Below are 20,604 nucleotides of genomic sequence, written 5' to 3' on the forward strand. Positions count from 1 at the left end.
AACATGATCCTTTTCGGAACCAACCCCATCGCCTGGGCGAATGATGACGACCGTTCCATCGGCGCCGACATCCCCACCACCCGCATCCTTGACGAGGCGGGTCGCCAGATCGGCTTCGACGGTATCGAGAACGGCCACCGCTGGCCGGAAGAGCCCGAGGCACTGCGCGCGCTGCTCGCGGAATACGGCCTTGCCTTCATCTCCGGCTGGTATTCCACCGAACTCCTGATCCGCACGGTCGAGGACGAGATCGCCGCCGTCCAGCCGCATCTTGCCAAGCTGAAGCACAACGGCTGCAAGGTCTGCATCGTCTGCGAAACCTCGAACGCCATCCACGGCGACGCGGCCAAAGCGGTGAACGACCGCCCGCGCCTGACGGCGGACGAGATGACAGCCTTCGGCGCGAAGCTCGAAGCCTTTGCCGCCTATCTGGCAGGGCAGGGCGTCACGCTGGTCTACCACCACCACATGGGCACCATCGTCGAATCCCCCGCCGAGATCGACGCGCTGATGGCCGCGACCGGCCCGCATACGCATCTGCTCTTCGACGCGGGCCATTGCACCTTTGGCGGCGGCGACCCCGTGGCCGTGCTGAAGAAACATGCCGCCCGCGTGCGCCATTTCCACGCCAAGAACGTCCGCCCCGCGATTGTGGACAAGGTCCGCAAAGAGGGCTGGTCCTTCCTCAAGGGGGTCGTCGGCGGTGCCTTCACCGTTCCGGGCGACCAGGAGGGCGGGGTGGATTTCAAACCGCTGCTGCAAATCCTTGCCGACACCCGCTATGACGGCTGGATCGTGATCGAGGCCGAACAGGACCCCGGGGTCCGCAACCCGCTGCTTTACCAGACGCTCGGCCTTGCGACGCTGAAGCGCCTGTCCAAAGAGGTCGGGCTGATCTGAACTTGCAGGAGCGGGGGTTTCACACCCCCGCACCCCCGTGGAGTATTTCCGCAAGGATGAAAGGGACGTGCATGGCCGACCTGCTGCGAAAACCGCGAGGCACCAACGGCAAGGTGCATGACATCACCCCCGCCAATGCGGGCTGGGGCTATGTCGGCTTCGGCCTCTACCGCCTGACGGCCGGCCAATCGGCGGCCGAGGCCACGGGGGAGCGCGAAGCCATCCTTGTCCTTGTCGAGGGCAAGGCCCGCATCACCGCAGGCGGGCAGGACATGGGCGAGATGGGCGAGCGGATGGATGTCTTTGAAAAGACCCCGCCGCATTGCCTTTATGTTCCGGACGGGTCCGACTGGTCGGCCGTTGCCACCACCGATTGCACCCTTGCCATCTGCACCGCACCGGGCAAGGGCAACCACCCCGTCCGCCGCCTTGGTCCCGAAGGCATCACCCTGACCCAGCGCGGCACGGGGGCGAACACCCGCTTCATCAACAACATCGCGATGGAGGCGCTCGACGTGGCCGACAGCCTGCTCGTGACCGAGGTCTTTACCCCGCAGGGCAACTGGTCGAGCTACCCCAGCCACCGCCATGACGAGGACGATTTCCCCCGCATGACCTATCTGGAAGAGACCTATTACATGCGCACGAACCCCGCACAGGGTTTCGCCATCCAGCGCGTCTACACCGAGGACGGCGCGCTTGACGAAACCATGTCGGTCAAGAACCACGATGTCACGCTGGTGCCAAAGGGCCATCACCCCTGCGGTGCGCCCTATGGCTATGAGCTCTACTATCTGAACGTCATGGCCGGTCCGCGCCGCAACTGGCGCTTCCAGAACGATCCCGACCACGACTGGATCTACCGCCGCGACAACCCGCAGGCCTGATCAGCCCTGCAAGGCGGGCACGACCTCGATCTTCACGCGGCCCGCGCTGGCCTGCAATTCGCGCTGCACCATGGCGCGATTCGGCAAGCCGGGGGCGACGACCGTCAGGCGGCCCGCCCAGCCCAGGGCCGCCAGCGTTTCGGCCACGGCCATCGCATCGGCCTCCGGCGCGAAAAGGCGGCAGATCACGCGCGCCGGTCCCACACGCGCCAGAAGCCCCGAATCGAGGGCTGCGAAAGCGATGCGCAGCGCCCCTTCGGGGCCGGGCGCCTCGCCGATCAGCAGCGTCGGTGCCGCCGCCTGTTCCGTTCCGTCACTCATCCCGATCCGTCCACAGCACAAACGACAAGGGCCCCACCCGGTTTCGTGCGGTACCGCATCAGAACCGCCTTGCCAAGCCTGCACTGGCCAAGCCTTGCAGTCATGGTAATGAGGGCACAGATCGAACGCGAAGGGGCGGGGAATGGACAGCCTGACGATACGTGCCATGGCCGATGCCGTGCCCTTGCCGATGATCGTGATCGGGCAGGATGAACGCATCCTTGCCGCCAACCCTGCCGCCACCACGCTGTTCGGCGCGGGGATCGAGGGGCGGCACCATCTGCTGACCCTGCGCCAGCCCGCGCTGCAATCGGCCATCGCCGCAGCCCTGACCGAAGGGCGCGGCGGGCAGGCGCGCCATGTCATTCCCGGACCGTCGCAGGATGTGGCCTATCGCGTCACCGTCTCGCCGGTGGCAGGGCCGGGTGCGGCCGCCCTGACCTTCGAGGATGTGACCGAGGCCGAGCAGATGGGCCAGATGCGCCGCGATTTCGTGGCCAATGTCAGCCACGAGCTGCGCACCCCCCTGACGGCGCTTCTGGGGTTCATCGAAACCCTGCGCGGCGCGGCGCGGGACGATGCCGCCGCCCGCGACCGCTTCCTTGCCATCATGGAGCGCGAGGCCGAGCGGATGAACCGTCTGATCCGCGACCTTCTCCACCTCAGCCGCGTCGAATCCGAAGAGCGTGTGCGCCCTACCGACCGTGTCGATATCGCGGCGCTGCTGGCCTCGGCCCTCGCCCTGCTGCGCCCCCTGGCCGAGGCGCAGAACGTCACCCTGACGACGACGGGTCTGGACGGCCCGCTTCCGGTTCCGGGCGATGCCGACCAGATCACGCAGGTGCTGACCAACCTGATCGAGAACGCGGTGAAATACGGTGGCGCGGGCGGCAAGGTGACCATCCGCCTGTCGCGCGAGGCTTTGCCCCGTGGTCCGGGCCTGCGGATCGACGTGATCGACACGGGCGAAGGCATCGAAAGCCAGCACCTGCCGCGCCTGACCGAGCGCTTCTACCGTGTCGACGGGCACCGCAGCCGCGAAAAAGGCGGCACGGGTCTGGGCCTTGCCATCGTCAAGCACATAGTGAACCGCCATCGCGGGCGGATGCGGATCGAAAGCGAAAAGGGCAAGGGATCGGTCTTTACCGTGGTCCTGCCCGAAGCCTGATGCCGAAAGCCTAAAGCCTAAAGCCGCGCCAGACGTTCGGTCAGTAGCCCGTAGAACCCCGCCGCATCGACCCCGCCCATGAACAGCGCGTTGGCGGGGCGCTTGGTCACCCCCCACCAATCCGCCACGGTCATGCCCAGCGTCAGCTCCGACCGGGTTTCGATCTCGACATTGATATGCCGCCCGGTGAACAGCCCGGGCCGGATCAGATAGGCGATCACGCAAGGATCATGCAGCGGCGCGCCTTCGCTGCCGTATTTCTGCATGTCGAAGCGCTCGAAGAAATCGGTCCATTCCGCGACCATCCGGCCCGCCTCGTTGCCGATGGCGCGGAACGCCTCGACCCGCGCGCGGTTGGTCAGGGCCTTGTGCGTCACATCAAGCGGCATGACGACAAGCGAAATGCCGGATTTGAACACGATTTCAGCGGCTTCCGGATCGACGTAAATGTTGAATTCGGCCGCGGGCGTGATGTTGCCCACCTCGAAATAGGCGCCGCCCATCAGCACGATCTGCTGCACGCGCGCCACGATGTCGGGCGCCTTGGCAAAGGCCGTGGCGATGTTGGTCAGCGGGCCGAGCGGGCAAAGCGTGACCGTATGCGCAGGCTCGCGCCGCAGGGTTTCGATGATGAAATCGACGGCATGTTCCGGCTGCAACGGCATCACCGGATCGGCCATCTGCGGCCCGTCGAGGCCGGTCTTGCCATGCACATGTTCCGCCGTCACCAGCTTGCGCTTCAAGGGCGCGTCGCATCCGGCAAAGACCCGCGTCGCGGGCTTGCCCGCCAGTTCGCAGATGATCCGCGCGTTCTTCTGCGTCAGCGGCAGGGGCACGTTGCCCGCGACGGCGGTGATGCCCAGCACCTCGACATCCTCGGGCGAGGCCAGCGCCAGAAGGATCGCCACGGCATCATCCTGCCCCGGATCGGTGTCGATGATGATCTTGCGCGGCGAATGGGTCATGCGGTCCTCGGTTGGTCGTTCGGGCGCAGAAAAGCCCAAGGGGGCGTTCTTGTCCAGATGGACAAATTTTTAACGGCAGTTCCCGCTGCGTAAAGCGCGCGCGCCCTGCGCTGCAAAGGGGAAAGGGGGGCCACGGCCCCCCTTTGACTGGCATGAGATGCCGTGTCAGTTGTCGAAATCGATCTCTTCCATGATCTTCAGCGCAGCGGGCCGTGCCGCCGCCACATCGGTCAGCGATACGGTGTCGGGCGTGAACTCGCCCCAGCTTTTCACCAGCTCCGACCGCGGCACGCCATCCTTCACCGGGAATTCGTGGTTCTTCTCGGCATAGATGCGCTGCGCCTCGTCCGAGGAAAGCCATTCCATCAGCTTCAGCGCCGCCTCCTTGTTCGGGGCCGATTTGGTCAGCGCAACCCCCGAGATGTTCAGGTGCGAGCCGCCATTCTCGAACACCGGAAAGTCGATGCGCACCATGTCGGCGGTGGGCTTGGTCTCGGGGTCGCTCAGCATCTGGCCCATGTAATAGGTGTTGCCCAGCGCGATGTCGCATTCTCCGGCCGCGATGGCCTTGATCTGGTCGCGGTCGCCGCCGTTCGGCTTCTTGGCAAGGTTGGCTTTCACCCCCTCGGCCCAGGTCTTTGCGTAATCCTCGCCGTGGTGGACGATCATCGCCCCCAGCAGCGCGATGTTGTAGTCATTGGTCCCCGACCGGATGCAGATGCGCCCCTTCCACTTGGGGTCGGCCAGATCCTCGTAGGTGGTGATCTCGCCGGGTTTGATGCGGTCCTTGCTGGCATAGACGATCCGCGCCCGCGTGGTCAGGCCGAACCACATCCCGTCCTTGTCGCGCAGCGTCTCGGGGATATTGGCGTCAAGCACGGGGTCGGTCACCGGCTGGATCACGCCGGCATCGACGATCTGCTTCAGCCGCGCGATATCGACCGTCAACACCAGATCGGCAGGCGAGCGCGCGCCCTCGGCCACCAGCCGCTCGGCCATGCCCTTGTCGACGAAGGCCACGTTGGTGGTGATCCCGGTCTCGGCGGTAAAGGCGTCGAGCAGCGGCTGGATCAGCTCGGGCTGGCGGTGCGAATAGATGTTCACCTGATCGGCAAAGGCGGGCAGGGCCGCGCTGGCAAGGGTAAGGGCGGCTAGCGAAAGATGCAGGCGCATGGGGGCGCTCCATGAGGGTTCGTCGATGCGCCCCATAAACCTGACTATTTTACTTTGGTCAATAGTTGAGTGAAAAAATCAGGTATCACGGCCGCGCGATCTTGCCTGCCGACCCTGCCTGTAACGCCCGTCCCGTCACCCGCGCCCAGCGCGCGCCTTGGCCGCCTTTTCCTCGGCCTTGGCGCGGTTCCACAGCGCGTCCATCTCGGCAAGGTCGCTTTGCTCGGGGGTCTTGCCCGCCTCGGCCAGCCAATCCTCGATCCGGCCGAAGCGGCGGGTGAACTTGGCATTCGCCGCGCGCAATGCCGCCTCGGGGTCCACCTTCAGATGCCGCGCAAGGTTGGCCATGACGAACAGCAGGTCACCGAATTCTTCCTCGACCTCGGCTTCGGTCAGGCTGTCGCGGGCTTCGACCAGTTCGGCCGCCTCTTCCGCGATCTTGGCCACCACCTCGTCGGTCGAGGGCCAGTCGAACCCGACCCGCGCCGCCCGCTTTTGCAGCTTGACCGCCCGCGTCAGCGCAGGCAGGCCCAGCGCCACCCCGTCCAGCACCCGCGCCCCGTCTTTCGCGCCGCGCTCGGCGGCCTTGATCCGCTCCCAGTCGGCGGTCTGCTGTTCAGGGCTCTTGTCGCGGCTTTCATCTCCGAACACATGCGGATGCCGTGCCAGCATCTTGCCGGAAATCGCCCGCGCCACATCGTCGAACCCGAACAGCCCCGCCTCCTCGGCCATCTGCGCGTGATAGACCACCTGCAACAGCAGATCGCCCAGCTCTCCGGGCAATTCGTCCCAGGCCCTGCGCGTGATGGCATCGGCCACCTCATGCGCCTCTTCCAGCGTATAGGGGGCGATCGTGTCGAAATCCTGCGCGATGTCCCAGGGGCATCCGGCCACCGGGTCGCGCAGGCGGCGCATGATCTCGCGCAGCCGCGCCATCCCGCCCTCGGGGTCGCGGACCAGTCTGTCGCTCATTTCCGATGCGCTGTCGGGTGCGGGCATTGCAGCCTCCGTGGTTTTCGGATTTGATCAAACACCGAACAGCGTCCCGAAAGGAAGCCCCCCATGCCTGTCCTGAACCGTATCGCAGCCTATTCCGGCGAAATGAAGGGTTGGCGTCAGCACCTCCACCGCAATCCCGAACTGGGGTTCGATTGCCACAACACTGCCGCCTTCATCGCAGAGCGCCTGCGCGAGATGGGGGTGGACGAGATCCACGAGGGCATCGCCAGAACCGGAATCGTGGCCCTGATCAACGGGCAGGGCGAGGGCCCCACCATCGGCCTGCGCGCCGATATGGATGCCCTGCCCATCGCCGAGATCACGGGGGCGGAATACGCCTCGACCGTTCCGGGCAAGATGCATGCCTGCGGCCATGACGGCCATGTCACCATGCTGCTCGGGGCTGCCAAATACCTGTGCGAGACGCGCCGCTTCGCAGGCCGCGTCGCGCTGATCTTCCAGCCCGCCGAAGAAGATGGCGGCGGCGGTCAGGTCATGGTGCAAGAGGGGGCGATGGACCGGTTCGGCGTGTCGCAGGTCTACGGCATCCACAATGCGCCCAACGTGCCCTTCGGCCATTTCCACACCACCCCCGGCCCGCTGATGGCCTCGGTCGATACCGCCACCGTCACCCTGACGGGCAAGGGCGGGCACGGGGCGACACCGCATGAATGCATCGACCCCGTGGTCGCCGTCGTGGGCATGGTCGGGGCAATCCAGACCATCATTCCCCGCAACGTCTACGCGCTGGACGAGGCGGTGATTTCTGTCACGCAAATCCACACCGGAACCGCATCGAACATCGTCCCGGAAACCGCGATGTTCCAGGCCACGATCCGCGCCTTCGACCCGGGCGTGCGCGCCTTGCTGAAGCGCCGCTTCTACGAAATCGTCGAGGGCCATGCGCTGGCCTATAACGTCAAGGCCGATGTCCATTACGACTGGGGCTATCCCGCAACCGTCAACCATCCCGCCGAAACCCGTTTCGCCGCCGAGGTTGCCGCCGAGGTCGCAGGCGCCGATGCCGTCCAGGCCGATGCCAACCGCGAGATGGGCAGCGAGGATTTCTCCTACATGCTCGAAGCCCGCCCCGGCGCCTATCTCTTCCTTGGCACCGGACCGGGCGCAGGGCTGCACCACCCCGCCTATGACTTCAACGACGAGGCCGCCCCCATCGGTGCCAGCTTCTTCGCCCGTCTGGTCGAACGGGCGCAACCGCTGGTCTGAAAGACGAAAAAGGGCAGGGCTGCGACAACCGTCGCCGGGGGGCTGTCTGCCCCCCACGGCGCGTGCCGCGCCTCCCCCCGAGGATATTTGGGGCAAGAGGAAGCTGGCGTTTCCCATTGCGTTTCACCTTTGCCAAAATACTCCGGGGGGCGGCTCGCCCTGCGAGCCGGGGGGCTGGCCCCCCGACGACATCTGCACCCTGCCAAAGCATGTGCCGAAAATGCGGCCCGCCCTTTCGTGTCGCGGGGGGGGGGGCGGGGGATGCGGGGCGGACCGACAGGCGGCAGGCGGCGGGGGGGCTAACGAATCCCCAAGACAGCCGCGCGCAGGCGTGCATCAGCTGTGCATTGCCGCCTCCTTCCCCACGCCCCCCGCTTGACTCCCGTCTGGCGGCCTGTTCCAGTCGCCCCGACCGATCCGCGGTGTCTCGGACATGAACGACTCCGCCCGACCGTTACGGATTCCCAACATGGCACTCGAAGACGCCAAGACCGAAGTCGATACCGCTTTCACCCGCAGCTCCAACCGTGGCCTGTCGTTCGAGAACGCCTTTGGCGGGGCCACATCCTTCTTGCGCCGCCGCTACAGCAAGGACCTGACGGGCGTCGATCTCGCCATCACGGGCGTTCCGTTCGACCAGGCCGTCACCCATCGCACCGGCACCCGCTTCGGCCCCCGCGCGATCCGCGAGGTATCGACCCTCCAGCCCTATGACCCGCCGCATGGCTGGCCGACCAACCCCTTGGAAGATATGGATATCGTCGATTACGGCGATGTCGCCTTCGACTATGCCAAGACCGCCGATTTCCCCGCCGCGCTGACGGCGCATATCGCGGGCATCCTGAAAGCGGGGGCGGGGACGATCACGCTTGGCGGCGACCATTTCATCACCCTGCCGATCCTGCGCGCCTATGCGGCCAAGTTCGGCCCGCTGTCGGTGATCCATTTCGACGCCCATTCCGACCTCTGGGTCGATGACGACATGTCGCGCATCGATCACGGCACCTTCATGTACAAGGCGGTCAAGACCGGCCTTGTCGATCCGGCCCGCTCGGTCCAGATCGGCATCCGCACCACGACCGAGGATTACCTTGGCTTCAACGTCATCACCGCCCGCGAGGTCCACGAGAAGGGCGCGGCGCAGGTGGTGGCCATGGCCAAGGACATCGTGGGCGATGCGCCGACCTACCTGACCTTCGACATCGACGCGCTCGACCCCGCCTTCGCGCCGGGCACGGGAACGCCGGTCTGGGGCGGGCTTGCCTCGTGGCAGGCGGCGGCCTGCCTGCGCGATCTTGCCGGCATCAACCTTGTCGGCGGCGATGTGGTCGAAGTCTCGCCACCCTATGATCCGACCGGCATCACCGCCGTCGCGGGGGCGCATGTCGCCTATGAGTTGATCTGCCTCTATCACTGGGCGCGGACGCAAAGATGACAGCGGCGGGGCGCAGGGGGGCACGCATGGTCACGATGATCTTGCTCGGGGGGCTGGGGCTAGTCGCGGCCTTTGCCATCTATGTCCGTCTTGCGCCCTCGGACCCCGCGCGCTGGAACATATCGCTGCCGATGGATGCACCCGATGACTGCATGGTGCGTCCCGCGCGGGGCAGCGCCTCGGTCAGTTGCCTGATCGCCGAGGACCCGACCGTCCTGCTGCGCCAGCTCGAGGGCATCGTCCTTGCCACGCCGCGCACCACCCGCCTTGCGGGATCGCCCGAGGAAGGCCGCATCACATGGATCACCCGCAGCCGCCTGTGGGGCTTTCCCGACTACACGACCGTCCAGGTTTCGCAAACCTGCACCGGCACGCGGATCGACATTTTTGCCCGCCTGCGCTTTGGCGGCGATGACATGGGCGTCAACGCAGGCCGGCTTTCGGTCTGGTTCGCAAGGCTTACCGCCGAATAGGGGCCGCGTTGCCCACTTGACCGCCCGTCTTTCCCGCGCCACACCCGCCGCATGGTTCCGCTCGACAAACTCGCCCAGATCACGCAGCGCTTCGAATATCTCGAAGCGCGCCTGTCCGCTGGCGCGCCCCCCGCCGAAATCGCCGAAGTCAGCCGCGAATACAGCAACCTCAAGCCCGTCGCCGAAGAGATCGCCGCCTATCGCCGTGCGCTCGACGATCTGGCCGAGGCGCAGGCCCTGCTGTCCGATCCGGAAATGAAGGCTTTGGCCGAAGATGAAATCCCGCGTCTCAAGGCGCTGATCCCCGAACTGGAACAAAGCCTCCGCGTGGCGCTCATGCCCAAGGATGCCGCCGACGCCCGCCCCGCGATCCTCGAAATCCGTCCCGGCACCGGCGGGGACGAGGCCGCACTTTTCGCAGGCGATCTGCTTCGCATGTATCAGCGCTACGCCGAAAAGCAGGGCTGGCGCTTCGAAATCCTCGAACAGCAATTTTCCGAACTGGGCGGGATCAAGGAAGTTACCGCCCATGTGCAGGGCGAGGGCGTCTTTGCCAAGCTGAAGTTCGAATCCGGCGTCCACCGCGTCCAGCGCGTGCCGGAAACCGAGGCGCAGGGCCGCGTCCACACCTCGGCGGCCACCGTCGCCGTCTTGCCCGAGGCCGAAGAGGTCGACATCGACATCCCCGCTTCGGATATCCGCATCGACACCATGCGCTCCAGCGGGGCAGGGGGACAGCACGTCAACACCACCGACTCGGCGGTGCGCATCACCCATATCCCCACGGGGATTATCGTCACCTCGTCGGAAAAGTCGCAGCACCAGAACCGCGCCATCGCCATGCAGGTGCTGCGCGCCCGTCTGTTCGAGATGGAGCGCGATCGGCAGGCCAACGACCGCGCCGCCGAGCGCAAGTCGCAGGTCGGCAGCGGCGACCGGTCGGAACGCATCCGCACCTACAACTTCCCCCAAGGGCGCCTGACCGACCATCGCATCAACCTGACCCTTTATTCGCTGGGGCAGGTGATGCAGGGCGATCTCGACGCCGTGGTGAACGCGCTGGTCGCCCATGACCAGGCCGAAAAACTGGCCGAGATGGAAGGCGCATGACCGGAAACGAGGCATTGCGTGCCGCCCTGCCGCGCCTTGTGGCCGCGGGTGTGCCCGATGCCCCGCGCGATGCCCGCGCCCTTCTGGCCCATGCCGCAGGCCTTGCGCCCGACCGCCTGACCCTGCACCTTGCCGACCCGCTGCCACCCGATGCGCTTGCCGCGTTCGAGGCCGCGATCGACCGCCGCGCCGCCCGCGAACCCGTAAGCCACATCACGGGCACGCGCCTGTTCTGGGGCCGGACCTTCCGCGTGACAGCCGACACGCTCGACCCGCGCCCGGAAACCGAAATCCTCGTTCAGGCGGCTCTGGCCGAACCTTTCCTGAAACTGCTCGATCTTGGCACAGGCACGGGTTGCGTGCTGCTCTCCTGCCTTGCCGGAATGCCGATGGCGACGGGCACGGGAACCGACATCCACGCCCCGACGCTTGCCGTGGCGCAAGACAACGCCACCCGCCTGAACCTTGGCACGCGCGCCCGCTTCCAGCTTTCCGACTGGTTCGCCGCGGTGCAGGGCCGCTTCGATCTGATCGTCTCGAACCCGCCCTATATCGCCGAGGCCGAGATGCCCGCCCTCTCGCCCGAGGTGCAGCGCGAACCCCGCCGCGCCCTGACACCGGGGGGCGACGGGCTTGATGCCTATCGCGCCATCGCAAGGGGGGCGCCCGCCCGTCTGATGCCCGGCGGGCGCCTGCTGGTCGAGATCGGGCCGACCCAGGGCAAGGCCGTCGCGGCCCTCTTCTCCGCACAGGGTCTGACCGGCATTCGCATCTTGCCCGATCTCGACGGGCGCGACCGCGTGGTAAGCGCGCGCAAGCCGCAGGACGATTCCGGCTGCGGCACCGTCTGACCCTGCGGGAATTCGGCCACAGCACGGTTTTTCCCGCGACGAATTGCAGCGCAGGATGGCCGAAGTCCAACTTTCCCCTTGTCATCGGCGCGCAGCAATGCTTACTCAAACCACGTGACGGGGCAGGGCGAAGGCTCCCCCTTGCGGATTATGCCAGACATGCTCGTAACGCCACGGTCCATAGGGCCATCGTCAATGGCGTTCGCAGAAAGCCAGGTCATCTGGACCAAAGGACAAGATGAGATCTTCCAAGTCCCGCTCGCGTTCCAAGGCGAACCGCCCGCGCACCCTCGGCAACATCATCAACCGCGTCTTCGAAAGCTCCGGCCCCGAAGGCAAGGTGCGCGGTACGCCGCAGCAGATCATCGAGAAGTATCAGCTTCTCGCCCGTGATGCGCAATTGTCGAACGACCGCGTCGCGGCCGAGAACTTCCTGCAACACGCCGAGCATTACACCCGCCTTCTGGGCGAGGCGCAGCGTGAAATGGCCGCCGAACAGGAAGAGCGTCAGCGCCAGCAGGGCCAACAGGGCCAGCAGGGCGGCGGACAGGGTTACAACAACAACGGCGGCAACGGCGGCAATGGAAACGGCGGCAACCGCGACACGTGGCGCGACCGCAACGACCGCGACTATCGCCCCGAATACCGCGACGACCGCAGCGACGATGATCGCCCCGCCGCCGATTATCCGGCCGATGGCGACGCCAATCTCGTCGAAACCCCCGAGGCGCGCCCCTACCAGCCGCGCCGCGACGACCGCCAGAATGATCGCCCGCAGGGTGACCGCGCGCAACAGGGCGGCGAACGGCAGGGCGGCGAACGCCGCGACCGTGGCGAATTCCGCCGCCGCGATGATCGCCCGCGTGATGCGTCGCAAAATGCGAACAATCCGCAACAAACCGATAACGGTCAGCCGCGCCAGAACCGCGAAGACCGCCCGCGCGACCAGAACCGTGACCGTCCCCGCGACGATCGCCCCCGTGAAGAGCGTCCGCGCGATGATCGCCCCCGTGACGACCGCCCCCGTGACGACCGCCCGCGTGAAGAACGCCCGCGCGACCAGAACCGCGAAGACCGTCCGCGTGACACCCAGCCCAAGGCCGAACCCGTGGCCGAAGCACCTGTGACGCAGCCGGTGCTGCCCGCCTTGGACGCTCCCGCAGCCGAGGCCGCGCCCAAAAAGACCCGCGCCCCGCGCAAGCCCAAGGCCGAAAAGCCGACCGACGACGGCAACGGCGGCGGGTCGCAGGAAGCGGCCGAGTAAGACTTTCTTAACCATGCAGCGCAAAGGCCGGACCCGAAGGTCCGGCCTTTTGCCTGTCAGCCCGCTGCCACCAGCCGGGCAAGGGCGCAGAACCGTTCGAGCGGGATTTCCTCGGCCCGCGCCGTGGGCTCGATCCCCGCCGCGACCAGCTTGTCCTCGATCCCCGCCCCCATCCCCTTGAGCGAGGAGCGCAGCATCTTGCGGCGCTGGTTGAAGGCCATTGCCGTGATCCGCCCCAGAACCGCCCCGTCCGCCGGAAAGCGCGGCTCGGTCAGACGCGTCAGATGCACCACCGCCGAATGCACCTTGGGGGCCGGGGTAAAGGCTTCGGGCGGCAGATGCATGACGATCTTCGCATCGCAGCGCCATTGCGCCAGCAGCGCCAGACGCCCGTAATGGTCGCTGCGCGGTTTGGCCACGATCCGCTCGGCCACCTCTTTCTGGAACATCAGCGTCAGGCTGTCCCAAAAGGGCGGCCATTGTGCGGGTGTCAGCCAGCGGATCAGCAATTCGGTACCCACGTTATAGGGCAGGTTCGCCACCACGCGGATCGGCGCGGTCAGGTGCGACAGCACATCCACCTCGAGCGCGTCGCCGTTGATGACCTGAAGCCGCCCCGGATAGGCCGCTGAAATCTCGGCCAAAGCGGGCAGGCAGCGGGGGTCTTTCTCGACCGCAAGCACCCGCCGCGCGCCTTCGGCCAGCAGCCCGCGGGTCAGCCCGCCGGGGCCGGGCCCAACCTCGAGCACATCGCAGCCCGACAGATCCCCCGCCAGACGCGCGATCTTGGCCGTGAGGTTCAGATCGAGCAGAAAGTTCTGCCCCAACTGCTTCTTTGCCACCAGATCATGCGTCTGGATCACTTCGCGCAGCGGTGGCAGCCCATCGATGGTCGCCATTGCGGCCCCCTTGTTCATCCTTGCGGCAAATACTCCGGGGGGGCGGGGGGCTGGCCCCCCGCGGCCTAACCCAGACGCGCCTTGGCCATCTGTTGCGCCATTCGCAGCGCCGCGACAAGGCTCGTCGGTTTGGCGACCCCTTTTCCGGCAATGTCAAAGGCGGTTCCATGATCGGGCGAGGTGCGGATGAAGGGCAGGCCCAACGTCACATTCACCCCGCCGTCGAAATCGAGCGTCTTGATCGGAATCAGCGCCTGATCGTGATACATGCAGACCGCCACGTCATAGCCCGCGCGGGCGGCGGCGTGGAACATGGTGTCGGGCGGCATCGGGCCGCGCAGATCAAAGCCCTCGCCCCGCATCCGCTCGACCAGCGGCGCGATCCAGTCCAGCTCTTCCCGCCCCATCAACCCGCCTTCACCGGCATGCGGGTTCAATCCCGCCACGGCGATCCGCGCCCCGTTGATGCCAAGGTCGCGGCGCAATCCGGCGTGGGTGATGCGGATGGTCTCTTCCAGCAGTTCGGGTGTCAGCTGACGCGGCACGTCGGACAGCGCGATGTGGATCGTCGTGGGCACCACACGCAGGGCGGGGCAGGCCAGCATCATCACCACGCGACCAACGCCGCCCAGATGCGCCAGAAATTCCGTATGCCCCGGATAGGCAAAGCCCGCCCCGTCCTTGAGCACCTTTTTCGAGATCGGCGCGGTGCAGATGGCGGAAGCGGCCCCCGTTCGGACCAGATCGACACCCCGCGCGATGACATCGATCACATCCTGCGCCAAGGAAGGGTCCGGTGCGCCGGCCTTTACCTCGTGCAGGAAGGGGTGGGCCAGAACCGGCAGACGATCTGCCGCGACCTCTGCCGCCTCGTGCGGGCTGTCGATCAGGGTCAGGGGCGTGCCAGCCGGCAGGTGGCGCGGATCGCCAAGCCAGAAGAACGGCACCTCGCCTCCCAGAACATGCCGCGCCGAAACCGCGATTTCCGGCCCGATCCCTGCCGGATCGCCACAGGTCAGGACAACGGGCGCGGTCACGGCGTCTCGATGATCGCTTCCGAGCGAAGCTCTTCCATATAGGCGTCGGCCAGTGCCGATATCTGCCGGTTGCCCAACTGTCCGCGCACGGCCTCGCGCTGCGGATCGGGCTTCTCGAACTCGCCCGATACGGTCGACTCTGCGGCGGGCTTTTCGGTCCCCTCGGTGGCGGCGGGCTTTTGCGGCTCGGGCGTGGGCTTGGCCGCATCGGCCGCTTCCGGTGCCGCTGTCGCTTCGGGTTCGGCCACGATGCCGTTGCGCAGGCAAAGCATCAGCAGCTCGTTGTAGCCCGATTGCGGCCTGACCACGGCCTCGTCCGGATCGAGCTTGGCAAGCGCCAGACCGATATCGAGAGGAACCTGCGCCATCGGCATTTCCTCGGTCACCGTCAGCCGGTCGGCGGGAAGGTCGCGGGCGAGCGGGTAAAGATCGTCACAGCCATCCACCCGCGACAGGATCTCGGCCGGGTCCTGATCGGCGGCCAGGGCAAAGCGCGCGTAGCTGACCAGAACCTCGGTCGGTTGCGGGGTTTCCAGGTCGCTCAACCCGTTGAGCTGGAACAGAACCACGGCTTGCGGCACCACGACGGGATCGGAGACCTCGCCCTGCGCCAGTCCGAGCAACTGGTTGCCGATCGCAGGGGGCAGTTTGCTCAATTCCAGCCAGTCGAGCCGCCCGCCACGGTCGGCGGTGGGCGCGGCCGAATATTTGCGTGCCGCAGCGGCAAAGCCGCCTTCGGCACCCAGATTGGCCTTGATGTCGCGCACTTCGGCCAGCACGTCGGCCGCGTCGGCACCTTCGGGCACCGGAACGACCAGTTCCGACAGAAGCAGCCGCACATCGGGCTTGCGCGCGGCTTCGGCAAGGGCGCGGTCGATCTGCACTTCGGAAATCCGCACCGTGCCGCCGAACTTCTTGCGCACGACCTCGCGCCACAAAAGACCGGCGGTCACGAAATCGCGGAAGGTTTCGGGCTCGACCCCTTCGTCGCTGATGGCTTTGACGAAGGCGGGCACGTCAAGATTGGCGCGGCCCGCGAATTCGGCCATGCCGGCATCGATCTGGTCCTTGGTCAGCTTGATCTCGAGCCGCTTGGCCTCTTGCGCGCCAAGGCGGTCGGTCGTCAGCCCCTTCAACGCCTCTTTCTCGGGGTCGCCGGGCACGCGCAGCACCGAAAGGAACCGGACCCGCTGCTCGAATTCGTAATTTGTGATGACCTGACCGTTGATCACCACTTTCGGCGCGAAAAGTCCGGCATCGTCCTGTGCGAAGACAGCTCCTGCCCCCATCGCGGAAAGGCCGAAAGCCACTGATGCCCGAAAGGCAAAGGCCAGTGTCAAATCGCTGCGTTTGGTCATTCGCAATTCCTGCATTTCGCCGCCCCTATCGCCGGCACATCCGTGCCGGCCCCGCACCGTCGCTGCCGCCGAACCCGATGAGTTCAAGCGTCAGCCCGAATTTCGTGCCTGGTTGCACAGTAGTCGACGTCGTGAACCGACGCGAGAGTGAAAGATCGAGCAGCACGCACTCGTTCCGGAAGGTCAGCCCCAGATCGGCGCGGCTGGCCTCTTCTGCGGCAAAGTCGTAGCGCCCCGACACCTTGGCCCGCCAACTGTCGGTCAGGTTATAGCCCGCTGCCATGACAAGTTCGGAGATGTCGTCGGTTCTGGCCTCGGTCACATCGGCGATCGACCAGATGTAGCCTGACGAGAAACTCGCGCCCTTGTTCGAATATTCGAGCTGCATTTCACCGCGCGCGACGTCAAGGCTGTCGTCGGCGATGATGCGTCCGGCCGCATAAAGCCCGCCCGCGCTTTGCACGTGAAGCGCCGCCAGCCAATCGGACGCCATGCCCCCGAGGCCCGATGCATCGCTGAAGCCGTTGCCGTCCTCGGCCCGCAGCACGCGCCCGACCGTCGCGCCCATCGACCAGCCGTCGGGGTCGTAGCGCGTCCAGTTGACGCCGATATTGGCATGCAGTCCGGTTTCGACCGCGTCCGATCCGGGAAAGCGGTTCAGCGAGAACAGGCTCGCCTCGTCAAATTCGACAAGGGTCGAATCCTCGTTCGGAACGGCCTTGCTGCTATTCGGTGCGGCGACGATCTGAAGCACGGGTTCAAGAACCTGCCGTCCGCCGCCGCGTTCGGTCTTGACCAGCGGCCAGCGCAATTCGGCCCCCACAGCACCCCAGACGCGGGGGATGCTGCCGGCATAGACGGGATCTTGCGCCACGTCGTAGAAATCGAGGCTGGCTTCGCCCATGACCGCGCCGAGCAGACCGTGCGGCAAGACCCAGTCGCGCCGCCAATCGGCCGAGATCGAGGCGCGTGCGACATCGCGCCCGTCGGGGATGCCGTCGCCATTCGCATCGGCTTGCGATGTGGAACTGCGCAGATGGCCGTGGCTTGCAAAGCGCAGATTGCCGTTTCCGCCCATCGCGGCGAAGCGGTGCTGCCAAAGCGCGTCGGCCAGCAGCGTGGGGATCGACGATCCGACATCGGCGCTGCGCAGGGTGTCGATGTTGCGCAGGGTGCCGTAGACCAGCTCTTGCTGGCTGACGCGCGAAACGGCGACCGAACTGGTCAGCCTGTCGGCCTCGCGGATGTCGTAGTCGGAGAGGTATGAGGGGTCGCTGACCGCCTCGCCCCGGAATGTCAGCCGGTAATCATGCGGCAATGCAAAGCTGCCGTCGGCAAAGACATAGCCCCGCAGCTTGCTTTTGCCGTCGATGTCATCCTGCGCTGCCGCTCCGGTCACGGTGATTTCGCCGGTGGCAAAGGCCTGCCGGTAGCGCAGGGTGACGTTCCGCACCTCGGCATTCGAGGCGAAGGGCGTGATCGTCAGGTCCCGCGATGGCCCGAGGGTCAGGAAATAGGGCAGGCTGATGCCCGTGCCCAGCAGGGTCGAGCTTGTAAAGGTCGGAAGCAGGAAGCCCGAGGCGCGCTTCAGCGTCGGGTCGGGAAGCCGCAGGCGCGGGATGTAAAGAACCGGCACCCCGCCAAAGCGCAGTTGCGCATGGTCGAAATAGATCTGCCGTTCGGTCTGGTCATGCGTCACGCGCCTTGCGCGGATTTCCCAAAGCGGAATGTCGCTGCCCGCGCAGACGCGGCAGCTGGATGCGACGGCATTGTCAAGTTGCAGGTAGCGCCCGCCGATCCGGCGGGCCTCGGCCGCGGCGATCTGCAATTGCTGGTTCAGCACGACCCGCGCGCTGGTCAGCAGGCCTTCGGTCATGTCGGCGGACAGATCGGCCTGACTTGCCAGAATGACCGTCTCGCCGGTTTCGTCGGTCAGGCGGATGGGACCGTCGATCTTCAGCGTTCCGGCCTTCTGGTCATAGACGATGCGCGAGGCTGTCAGCCTGCGGCCCTGAAAGAACACTTCGACCGAGCCATCCGCCACAAGCTGCGAGTCGCCGGCGATCTGGAGGCTGTCGGCGACCAGCGTGGCACGGTCTTGCGCCGAAACGGGGGTGCACAGCACCAGCCCGAGAGCGGCGGTTGCCAAAAGGCGGCGCAGCGACGGGGACAGGGCCATCAGCCATCCTCCAGATGCAACAACAGGCCAAGCGCCATCATGACGGCGGCGAGCGGCGGACTCCATGCCGCCAGAAGGACAGGAATCTGCCCGTTCTCGCCAAGCACTTGCGCGAAGTTGCGCAAAAAGAAAATGGCAAATCCGCTCAGCACCGCCAGAAGCACCAAGGTTCCGGTCTTGCCGAAGCGGGCATGGCGCATGGTGAAGCCCGCGGCGATCAGGACCATGGCGATGAGCAGAAGCGGTTGTGCCAGTTCCATCTGGAACCAGACCTCGTGGCTGCGGGCCGAGAAACCGGCCCGTTCAAGCCCGTCGATATAGTCGGGCAGCGACCAGAAGGGGATGGCCGAGGGTTTTCCGAAGCTGTCGCGAATGCCTTCGCGTGTCAGGTCGGATGTCAGAAGGAAACCGTCAGGCTCTTGCGTGGCCGACATTTCGGGGTTCGGGGCCGTAAGGTCCCATCGTTTCGCCCCGTCCAGCTTCCACGCGCCGGGAACCAGCGTGGCGCTTTTTGCGCCGATCCTCTCCGTCGGCATGCCTTCGGCATCGAAGCGCAGGAAGGTGGCATCGTAAAGCTGCGTCGCGTCGCTGCTGCTGCGCGCGGCCTGAATGACCGTCTGTCCTTCGTCGCCGCCCTGCCGCAGCCACAGGCCCGCACCGCTGACCGACAGCACGCTTTTGCCGCCCCGCGCCACTTCGGCCTGTGCTACGTCGAAAGCGCGGGTCGTGGCCGCCACCAGCGGGTTCAGGACCGAGACGGCGAATAGCCCGACAAGCAGCGCCGTGCCGGCCGGAGCCATCAGGAACCGCAGCCCTGACCGGCCCGCCGCCCGCACGACGACAAGCTCGGAACTGCGGGCAAGACCGATGAACAGCGCAATGGCCGACAGCACCACGATCAGCGGGAAAATCCGGTAAAGGCTTTCGGGCACGTTCAGCGCGGCAAGGCGCAGCGCCGTTCCCACGCCCGCGCCACGATCGGTGACAAGGCGAAGCTGGTCGATCGTGTCGATCAGCAGCAGAATGCCGTAAAACACGCCCAGAACCCGCAGCAACATGCCAAGAAACCGGCGGGCGATGTAAAGGTTCAGGACCATGCCGCCCTCCGTCCCGGACGCCTGCGGGGGCGCTGCGACAGCCAAAGCAGACCGCAAGCCAGCCCACACCCCAGAAGCGGCCCAAGATAGAGCGCAGGCCAAAGGCTTGCGTCGAGCAGGGTTGCCGATGTGGCGGTCGTGCTGACCAGTTGCACGAGGATCAGCCCCAGCACGGCCCCGATGATCTGGCGCCACAGGCCGAAGCGGCTGAATGCGCCGATCAGAAGGCTGGAAAAGCCGAGCATCGCCGCGGCAAGGGCCAGCAGCGGCTGGCTGATGCGGGAATGCACTTCCAGTGTCACGGCCGGGGCGGTGCGCGGATCGGTCCAGTCAAGCCCGCCGTTGGTCGAAAACAAGGCGAGCGTGGTCAACTCGCGCGGATGCGGCAAGCGGGCCCGTGCGGTCTCGATAATCTTGCCGAGGTCGTAGGTGGCGTCGGAAAACCGCGTGATCGAGAGACGGTTGCTGGTGATCGCAAGGCGTTGCGACGTGCCGTCGAGCATCAGAAGCCGCGGTCCGGTATCGCTGCGCACGATCAGGGCGCGGCTGGCATTGTAGACGACGCTCGCTTCCTTGTTGCGGTTGTCCGACAGGAACAGGTCCAGCAACTCGCCCTCGGCGGTGATGTCGCGGATGTAAAGCGTGACACCGGTCGCCGGATGCATGAACTGGCCCGCGTTCATATACCGCGCCGTCATGTCCTGAGAGACGTCCTGCTGGCGCGCGTTGAGCATGGCATAGCTCCACGGCACAAGAAGATGGACCAGCACAAGGTGCAGGACCGTCACAACGACGCCGAAGTAGAACACGGGCCGCGCCAGACGGAAGGCGGAAAATCCCGTGGCCTGCATCACCACCAGTTCGCTTTCCTGCATCAAGCGGTTCGTGACGTAGACGGCCGCCGCAAAGGCGGCGACGGGCAGCACAAGCCGGATGGCATTGGGCAGCAACAGCAAAGAAAACTCGAGGAAAACAAGGGCGGTCTGGCCATCGCCCAGAAGCTTGTCGAACAGGCCGACCGCGCGATTGATCCAGTACACCGCGACCATGACAAGCGCGAAGAAGCCAAACAGCGCAAGCAATTGCGACAGCAGATATCTGTCGAATCTCGACACGCGCCCTGGCCCCCCGTTTCTTGTTGCGGTGAAACTATCCGAATTGGCGGGCGGGGAAAACTGCTATCTGGTCAAGCCCGTGCGGGCGGGCTACCGTCCGCCCAAATCCCGCCGAAGCGGTCCTTTTCCGACCGTGGCGGGGCGGC

At 66.0% G+C, this 20,604-nt stretch carries 18 protein-coding genes and 1 pseudogene; 9 read left to right on the forward strand and 10 right to left on the reverse strand.

Features of this window, described 5'->3' with window-relative positions; all coding sequences use genetic code 11:
- The first annotated feature begins 3 nt into the window (after window positions 1–3).
- Window positions 4–900: a myo-inosose-2 dehydratase gene (gene iolE / locus H7F16_RS07650; RefSeq protein WP_185796986.1), complete on the forward strand. Its 897-nt coding sequence runs from the start codon at window positions 4–6 to the stop codon at window positions 898–900.
- A 71-nt stretch (window positions 901–971) separates the two neighbouring features.
- Window positions 972–1,787 (forward strand): 5-deoxy-glucuronate isomerase, encoded by an 816-nt coding sequence (iolB, locus tag H7F16_RS07655; protein WP_185796987.1) that lies wholly within the window; start codon window positions 972–974, stop codon window positions 1,785–1,787.
- Here iolB and H7F16_RS07660 read toward each other — a convergent pair whose 3' ends face one another.
- The gene (locus tag H7F16_RS07660) at window positions 1,788–2,108 is read right to left on the reverse strand and encodes a hypothetical protein (RefSeq protein ID WP_185796988.1); all 321 of its coding nucleotides are present in this window, start codon (window positions 2,106–2,108) and stop codon (window positions 1,788–1,790) included.
- 142 nt (window positions 2,109–2,250) lie between these two features.
- Here H7F16_RS07660 and H7F16_RS07665 point away from each other — a divergent pair, with 142 nt between their 5' ends.
- Window positions 2,251–3,276, forward strand: a complete 1,026-nt coding sequence (locus H7F16_RS07665; protein ID WP_185796989.1) for an ATP-binding protein — start codon at window positions 2,251–2,253, stop codon at window positions 3,274–3,276.
- Between the two features lie 17 nt (window positions 3,277–3,293).
- Here H7F16_RS07665 and H7F16_RS07670 read toward each other — a convergent pair whose 3' ends face one another.
- From H7F16_RS07670 to mazG, 3 genes are all read right to left on the reverse strand, one after another.
- Window positions 3,294–4,241 (reverse strand): nucleoside hydrolase, encoded by a 948-nt coding sequence (locus H7F16_RS07670; protein ID WP_185796990.1) that lies wholly within the window; start codon window positions 4,239–4,241, stop codon window positions 3,294–3,296.
- Between the two features lie 165 nt (window positions 4,242–4,406).
- Window positions 4,407–5,414, reverse strand: coding sequence for a Fe(3+) ABC transporter substrate-binding protein (locus H7F16_RS07675; protein ID WP_185796991.1), 1,008 nt, complete (start codon window positions 5,412–5,414; stop codon window positions 4,407–4,409).
- A gap of 135 nt (window positions 5,415–5,549) precedes the next feature.
- Window positions 5,550–6,386 carry a nucleoside triphosphate pyrophosphohydrolase gene (mazG, locus tag H7F16_RS07680; protein ID WP_185796992.1) on the reverse strand — a complete coding sequence of 279 codons (837 nt, stop codon included), beginning with the start codon at window positions 6,384–6,386 and terminating at the stop codon, window positions 5,550–5,552.
- A gap of 90 nt (window positions 6,387–6,476) precedes the next feature.
- On the opposite strand from mazG, the gene H7F16_RS07685 reads away from it, so the two are divergent.
- From H7F16_RS07685 to H7F16_RS20040, 6 genes and pseudogenes are all read left to right on the forward strand, one after another.
- A complete protein-coding gene (locus H7F16_RS07685) occupies window positions 6,477–7,640 on the forward strand; it encodes a M20 aminoacylase family protein (protein WP_185796993.1) in 1,164 nt (387 codons plus the stop codon).
- A 469-nt stretch (window positions 7,641–8,109) separates the two neighbouring features.
- On the forward strand, window positions 8,110–9,075 hold the full coding sequence (speB, locus tag H7F16_RS07690) for an agmatinase (RefSeq protein ID WP_185796994.1): 966 nt from the start codon (window positions 8,110–8,112) through the stop codon (window positions 9,073–9,075).
- A 26-nt stretch (window positions 9,076–9,101) separates the two neighbouring features.
- Window positions 9,102–9,548, forward strand: coding sequence for a DUF1499 domain-containing protein (locus H7F16_RS07695; protein ID WP_241741341.1), 447 nt, complete (start codon window positions 9,102–9,104; stop codon window positions 9,546–9,548).
- Window positions 9,549–9,599: 51 nt separating this feature from the next.
- A complete protein-coding gene (gene prfA, locus H7F16_RS07700) occupies window positions 9,600–10,658 on the forward strand; it encodes a peptide chain release factor 1 (RefSeq protein ID WP_185796995.1) in 1,059 nt (352 codons plus the stop codon).
- Window positions 10,655–11,509, forward strand: coding sequence for a peptide chain release factor N(5)-glutamine methyltransferase (gene prmC, locus H7F16_RS07705; RefSeq protein WP_185796996.1), 855 nt, complete (start codon window positions 10,655–10,657; stop codon window positions 11,507–11,509). Before prfA ends, prmC begins: the two co-directional genes overlap by 4 nt.
- Before the next feature lie 238 nt (window positions 11,510–11,747).
- Window positions 11,748–12,014, forward strand: a pseudogene (locus H7F16_RS20040) (DUF4167 domain-containing protein); the annotation flags it as partial.
- Between the two features lie 815 nt (window positions 12,015–12,829).
- On the opposite strand, the gene rsmA reads toward H7F16_RS20040, so the two are convergent.
- The 6 genes from rsmA to lptF all read right to left on the reverse strand — a co-directional run bounded on the left by rsmA (window position 12,830) and on the right by lptF (window position 20,458).
- A complete protein-coding gene (gene rsmA, locus H7F16_RS07715) occupies window positions 12,830–13,672 on the reverse strand; it encodes a 16S rRNA (adenine(1518)-N(6)/adenine(1519)-N(6))-dimethyltransferase RsmA (RefSeq protein ID WP_185796998.1) in 843 nt (280 codons plus the stop codon).
- 65 nt (window positions 13,673–13,737) lie between these two features.
- On the reverse strand, window positions 13,738–14,709 hold the full coding sequence (gene pdxA, locus H7F16_RS07720) for a 4-hydroxythreonine-4-phosphate dehydrogenase PdxA (RefSeq protein WP_185796999.1): 972 nt from the start codon (window positions 14,707–14,709) through the stop codon (window positions 13,738–13,740).
- Window positions 14,706–16,067, reverse strand: a complete 1,362-nt coding sequence (locus H7F16_RS07725) for a peptidylprolyl isomerase (protein WP_185797000.1) — start codon at window positions 16,065–16,067, stop codon at window positions 14,706–14,708. The genes pdxA and H7F16_RS07725 overlap by 4 nt, the downstream gene beginning before the upstream one ends.
- A 25-nt stretch (window positions 16,068–16,092) precedes the next feature.
- Complete coding sequence (locus tag H7F16_RS07730; protein ID WP_185797001.1) at window positions 16,093–18,246, reverse strand: LPS-assembly protein LptD; 2,154 nt, start codon at window positions 18,244–18,246, stop codon at window positions 16,093–16,095.
- Window positions 18,246–19,343 (reverse strand): LPS export ABC transporter permease LptG, encoded by a 1,098-nt coding sequence (lptG, locus tag H7F16_RS07735; RefSeq protein ID WP_185797002.1) that lies wholly within the window; start codon window positions 19,341–19,343, stop codon window positions 18,246–18,248. The genes H7F16_RS07730 and lptG overlap by 1 nt, the downstream gene beginning before the upstream one ends.
- Window positions 19,334–20,458, reverse strand: a complete 1,125-nt coding sequence (gene lptF / locus H7F16_RS07740) for an LPS export ABC transporter permease LptF (RefSeq protein WP_185797003.1) — start codon at window positions 20,456–20,458, stop codon at window positions 19,334–19,336. Before lptF ends, lptG begins: the two co-directional genes overlap by 10 nt.
- Between the last annotated feature and the right edge of the window lie 146 nt (window positions 20,459–20,604).

Origin of the sequence: Paragemmobacter straminiformis, assembly GCF_014243445.1 — a bacterium.
In the GTDB taxonomy this organism is placed as follows: Bacteria; Pseudomonadota; Alphaproteobacteria; order Rhodobacterales; family Rhodobacteraceae; genus Paragemmobacter; species Paragemmobacter straminiformis.

Coding starts and splice junctions, on each gene's coding strand:
- H7F16_RS07695 (WP_241741341.1), top strand. CDS start 9,102: ATGGTCACGATGATCTTGCTCGGGGGGCTGGGGCTAGTCGCGGCCTTT.
- prfA (WP_185796995.1), top strand. CDS start 9,600: ATGGTTCCGCTCGACAAACTCGCCCAGATCACGCAGCGCTTCGAATAT.
- speB (WP_185796994.1), top strand. CDS start 8,110: ATGGCACTCGAAGACGCCAAGACCGAAGTCGATACCGCTTTCACCCGC.
- iolE (WP_185796986.1), top strand. CDS start 4: ATGATCCTTTTCGGAACCAACCCCATCGCCTGGGCGAATGATGACGAC.
- iolB (WP_185796987.1), top strand. CDS start 972: ATGGCCGACCTGCTGCGAAAACCGCGAGGCACCAACGGCAAGGTGCAT.
- H7F16_RS07730 (WP_185797001.1), bottom strand. CDS start 18,246: ATGGCCCTGTCCCCGTCGCTGCGCCGCCTTTTGGCAACCGCCGCTCTC.
- rsmA (WP_185796998.1), bottom strand. CDS start 13,672: ATGGCGACCATCGATGGGCTGCCACCGCTGCGCGAAGTGATCCAGACG.
- prmC (WP_185796996.1), top strand. CDS start 10,655: ATGACCGGAAACGAGGCATTGCGTGCCGCCCTGCCGCGCCTTGTGGCC.
- H7F16_RS07660 (WP_185796988.1), bottom strand. CDS start 2,108: ATGAGTGACGGAACGGAACAGGCGGCGGCACCGACGCTGCTGATCGGC.
- H7F16_RS07670 (WP_185796990.1), bottom strand. CDS start 4,241: ATGACCCATTCGCCGCGCAAGATCATCATCGACACCGATCCGGGGCAG.
- H7F16_RS07665 (WP_185796989.1), top strand. CDS start 2,251: ATGGACAGCCTGACGATACGTGCCATGGCCGATGCCGTGCCCTTGCCG.
- lptG (WP_185797002.1), bottom strand. CDS start 19,343: ATGGTCCTGAACCTTTACATCGCCCGCCGGTTTCTTGGCATGTTGCTG.
- H7F16_RS07725 (WP_185797000.1), bottom strand. CDS start 16,067: ATGACCAAACGCAGCGATTTGACACTGGCCTTTGCCTTTCGGGCATCA.
- mazG (WP_185796992.1), bottom strand. CDS start 6,386: ATGAGCGACAGACTGGTCCGCGACCCCGAGGGCGGGATGGCGCGGCTG.
- H7F16_RS07685 (WP_185796993.1), top strand. CDS start 6,477: ATGCCTGTCCTGAACCGTATCGCAGCCTATTCCGGCGAAATGAAGGGT.
- H7F16_RS07675 (WP_185796991.1), bottom strand. CDS start 5,414: ATGCGCCTGCATCTTTCGCTAGCCGCCCTTACCCTTGCCAGCGCGGCC.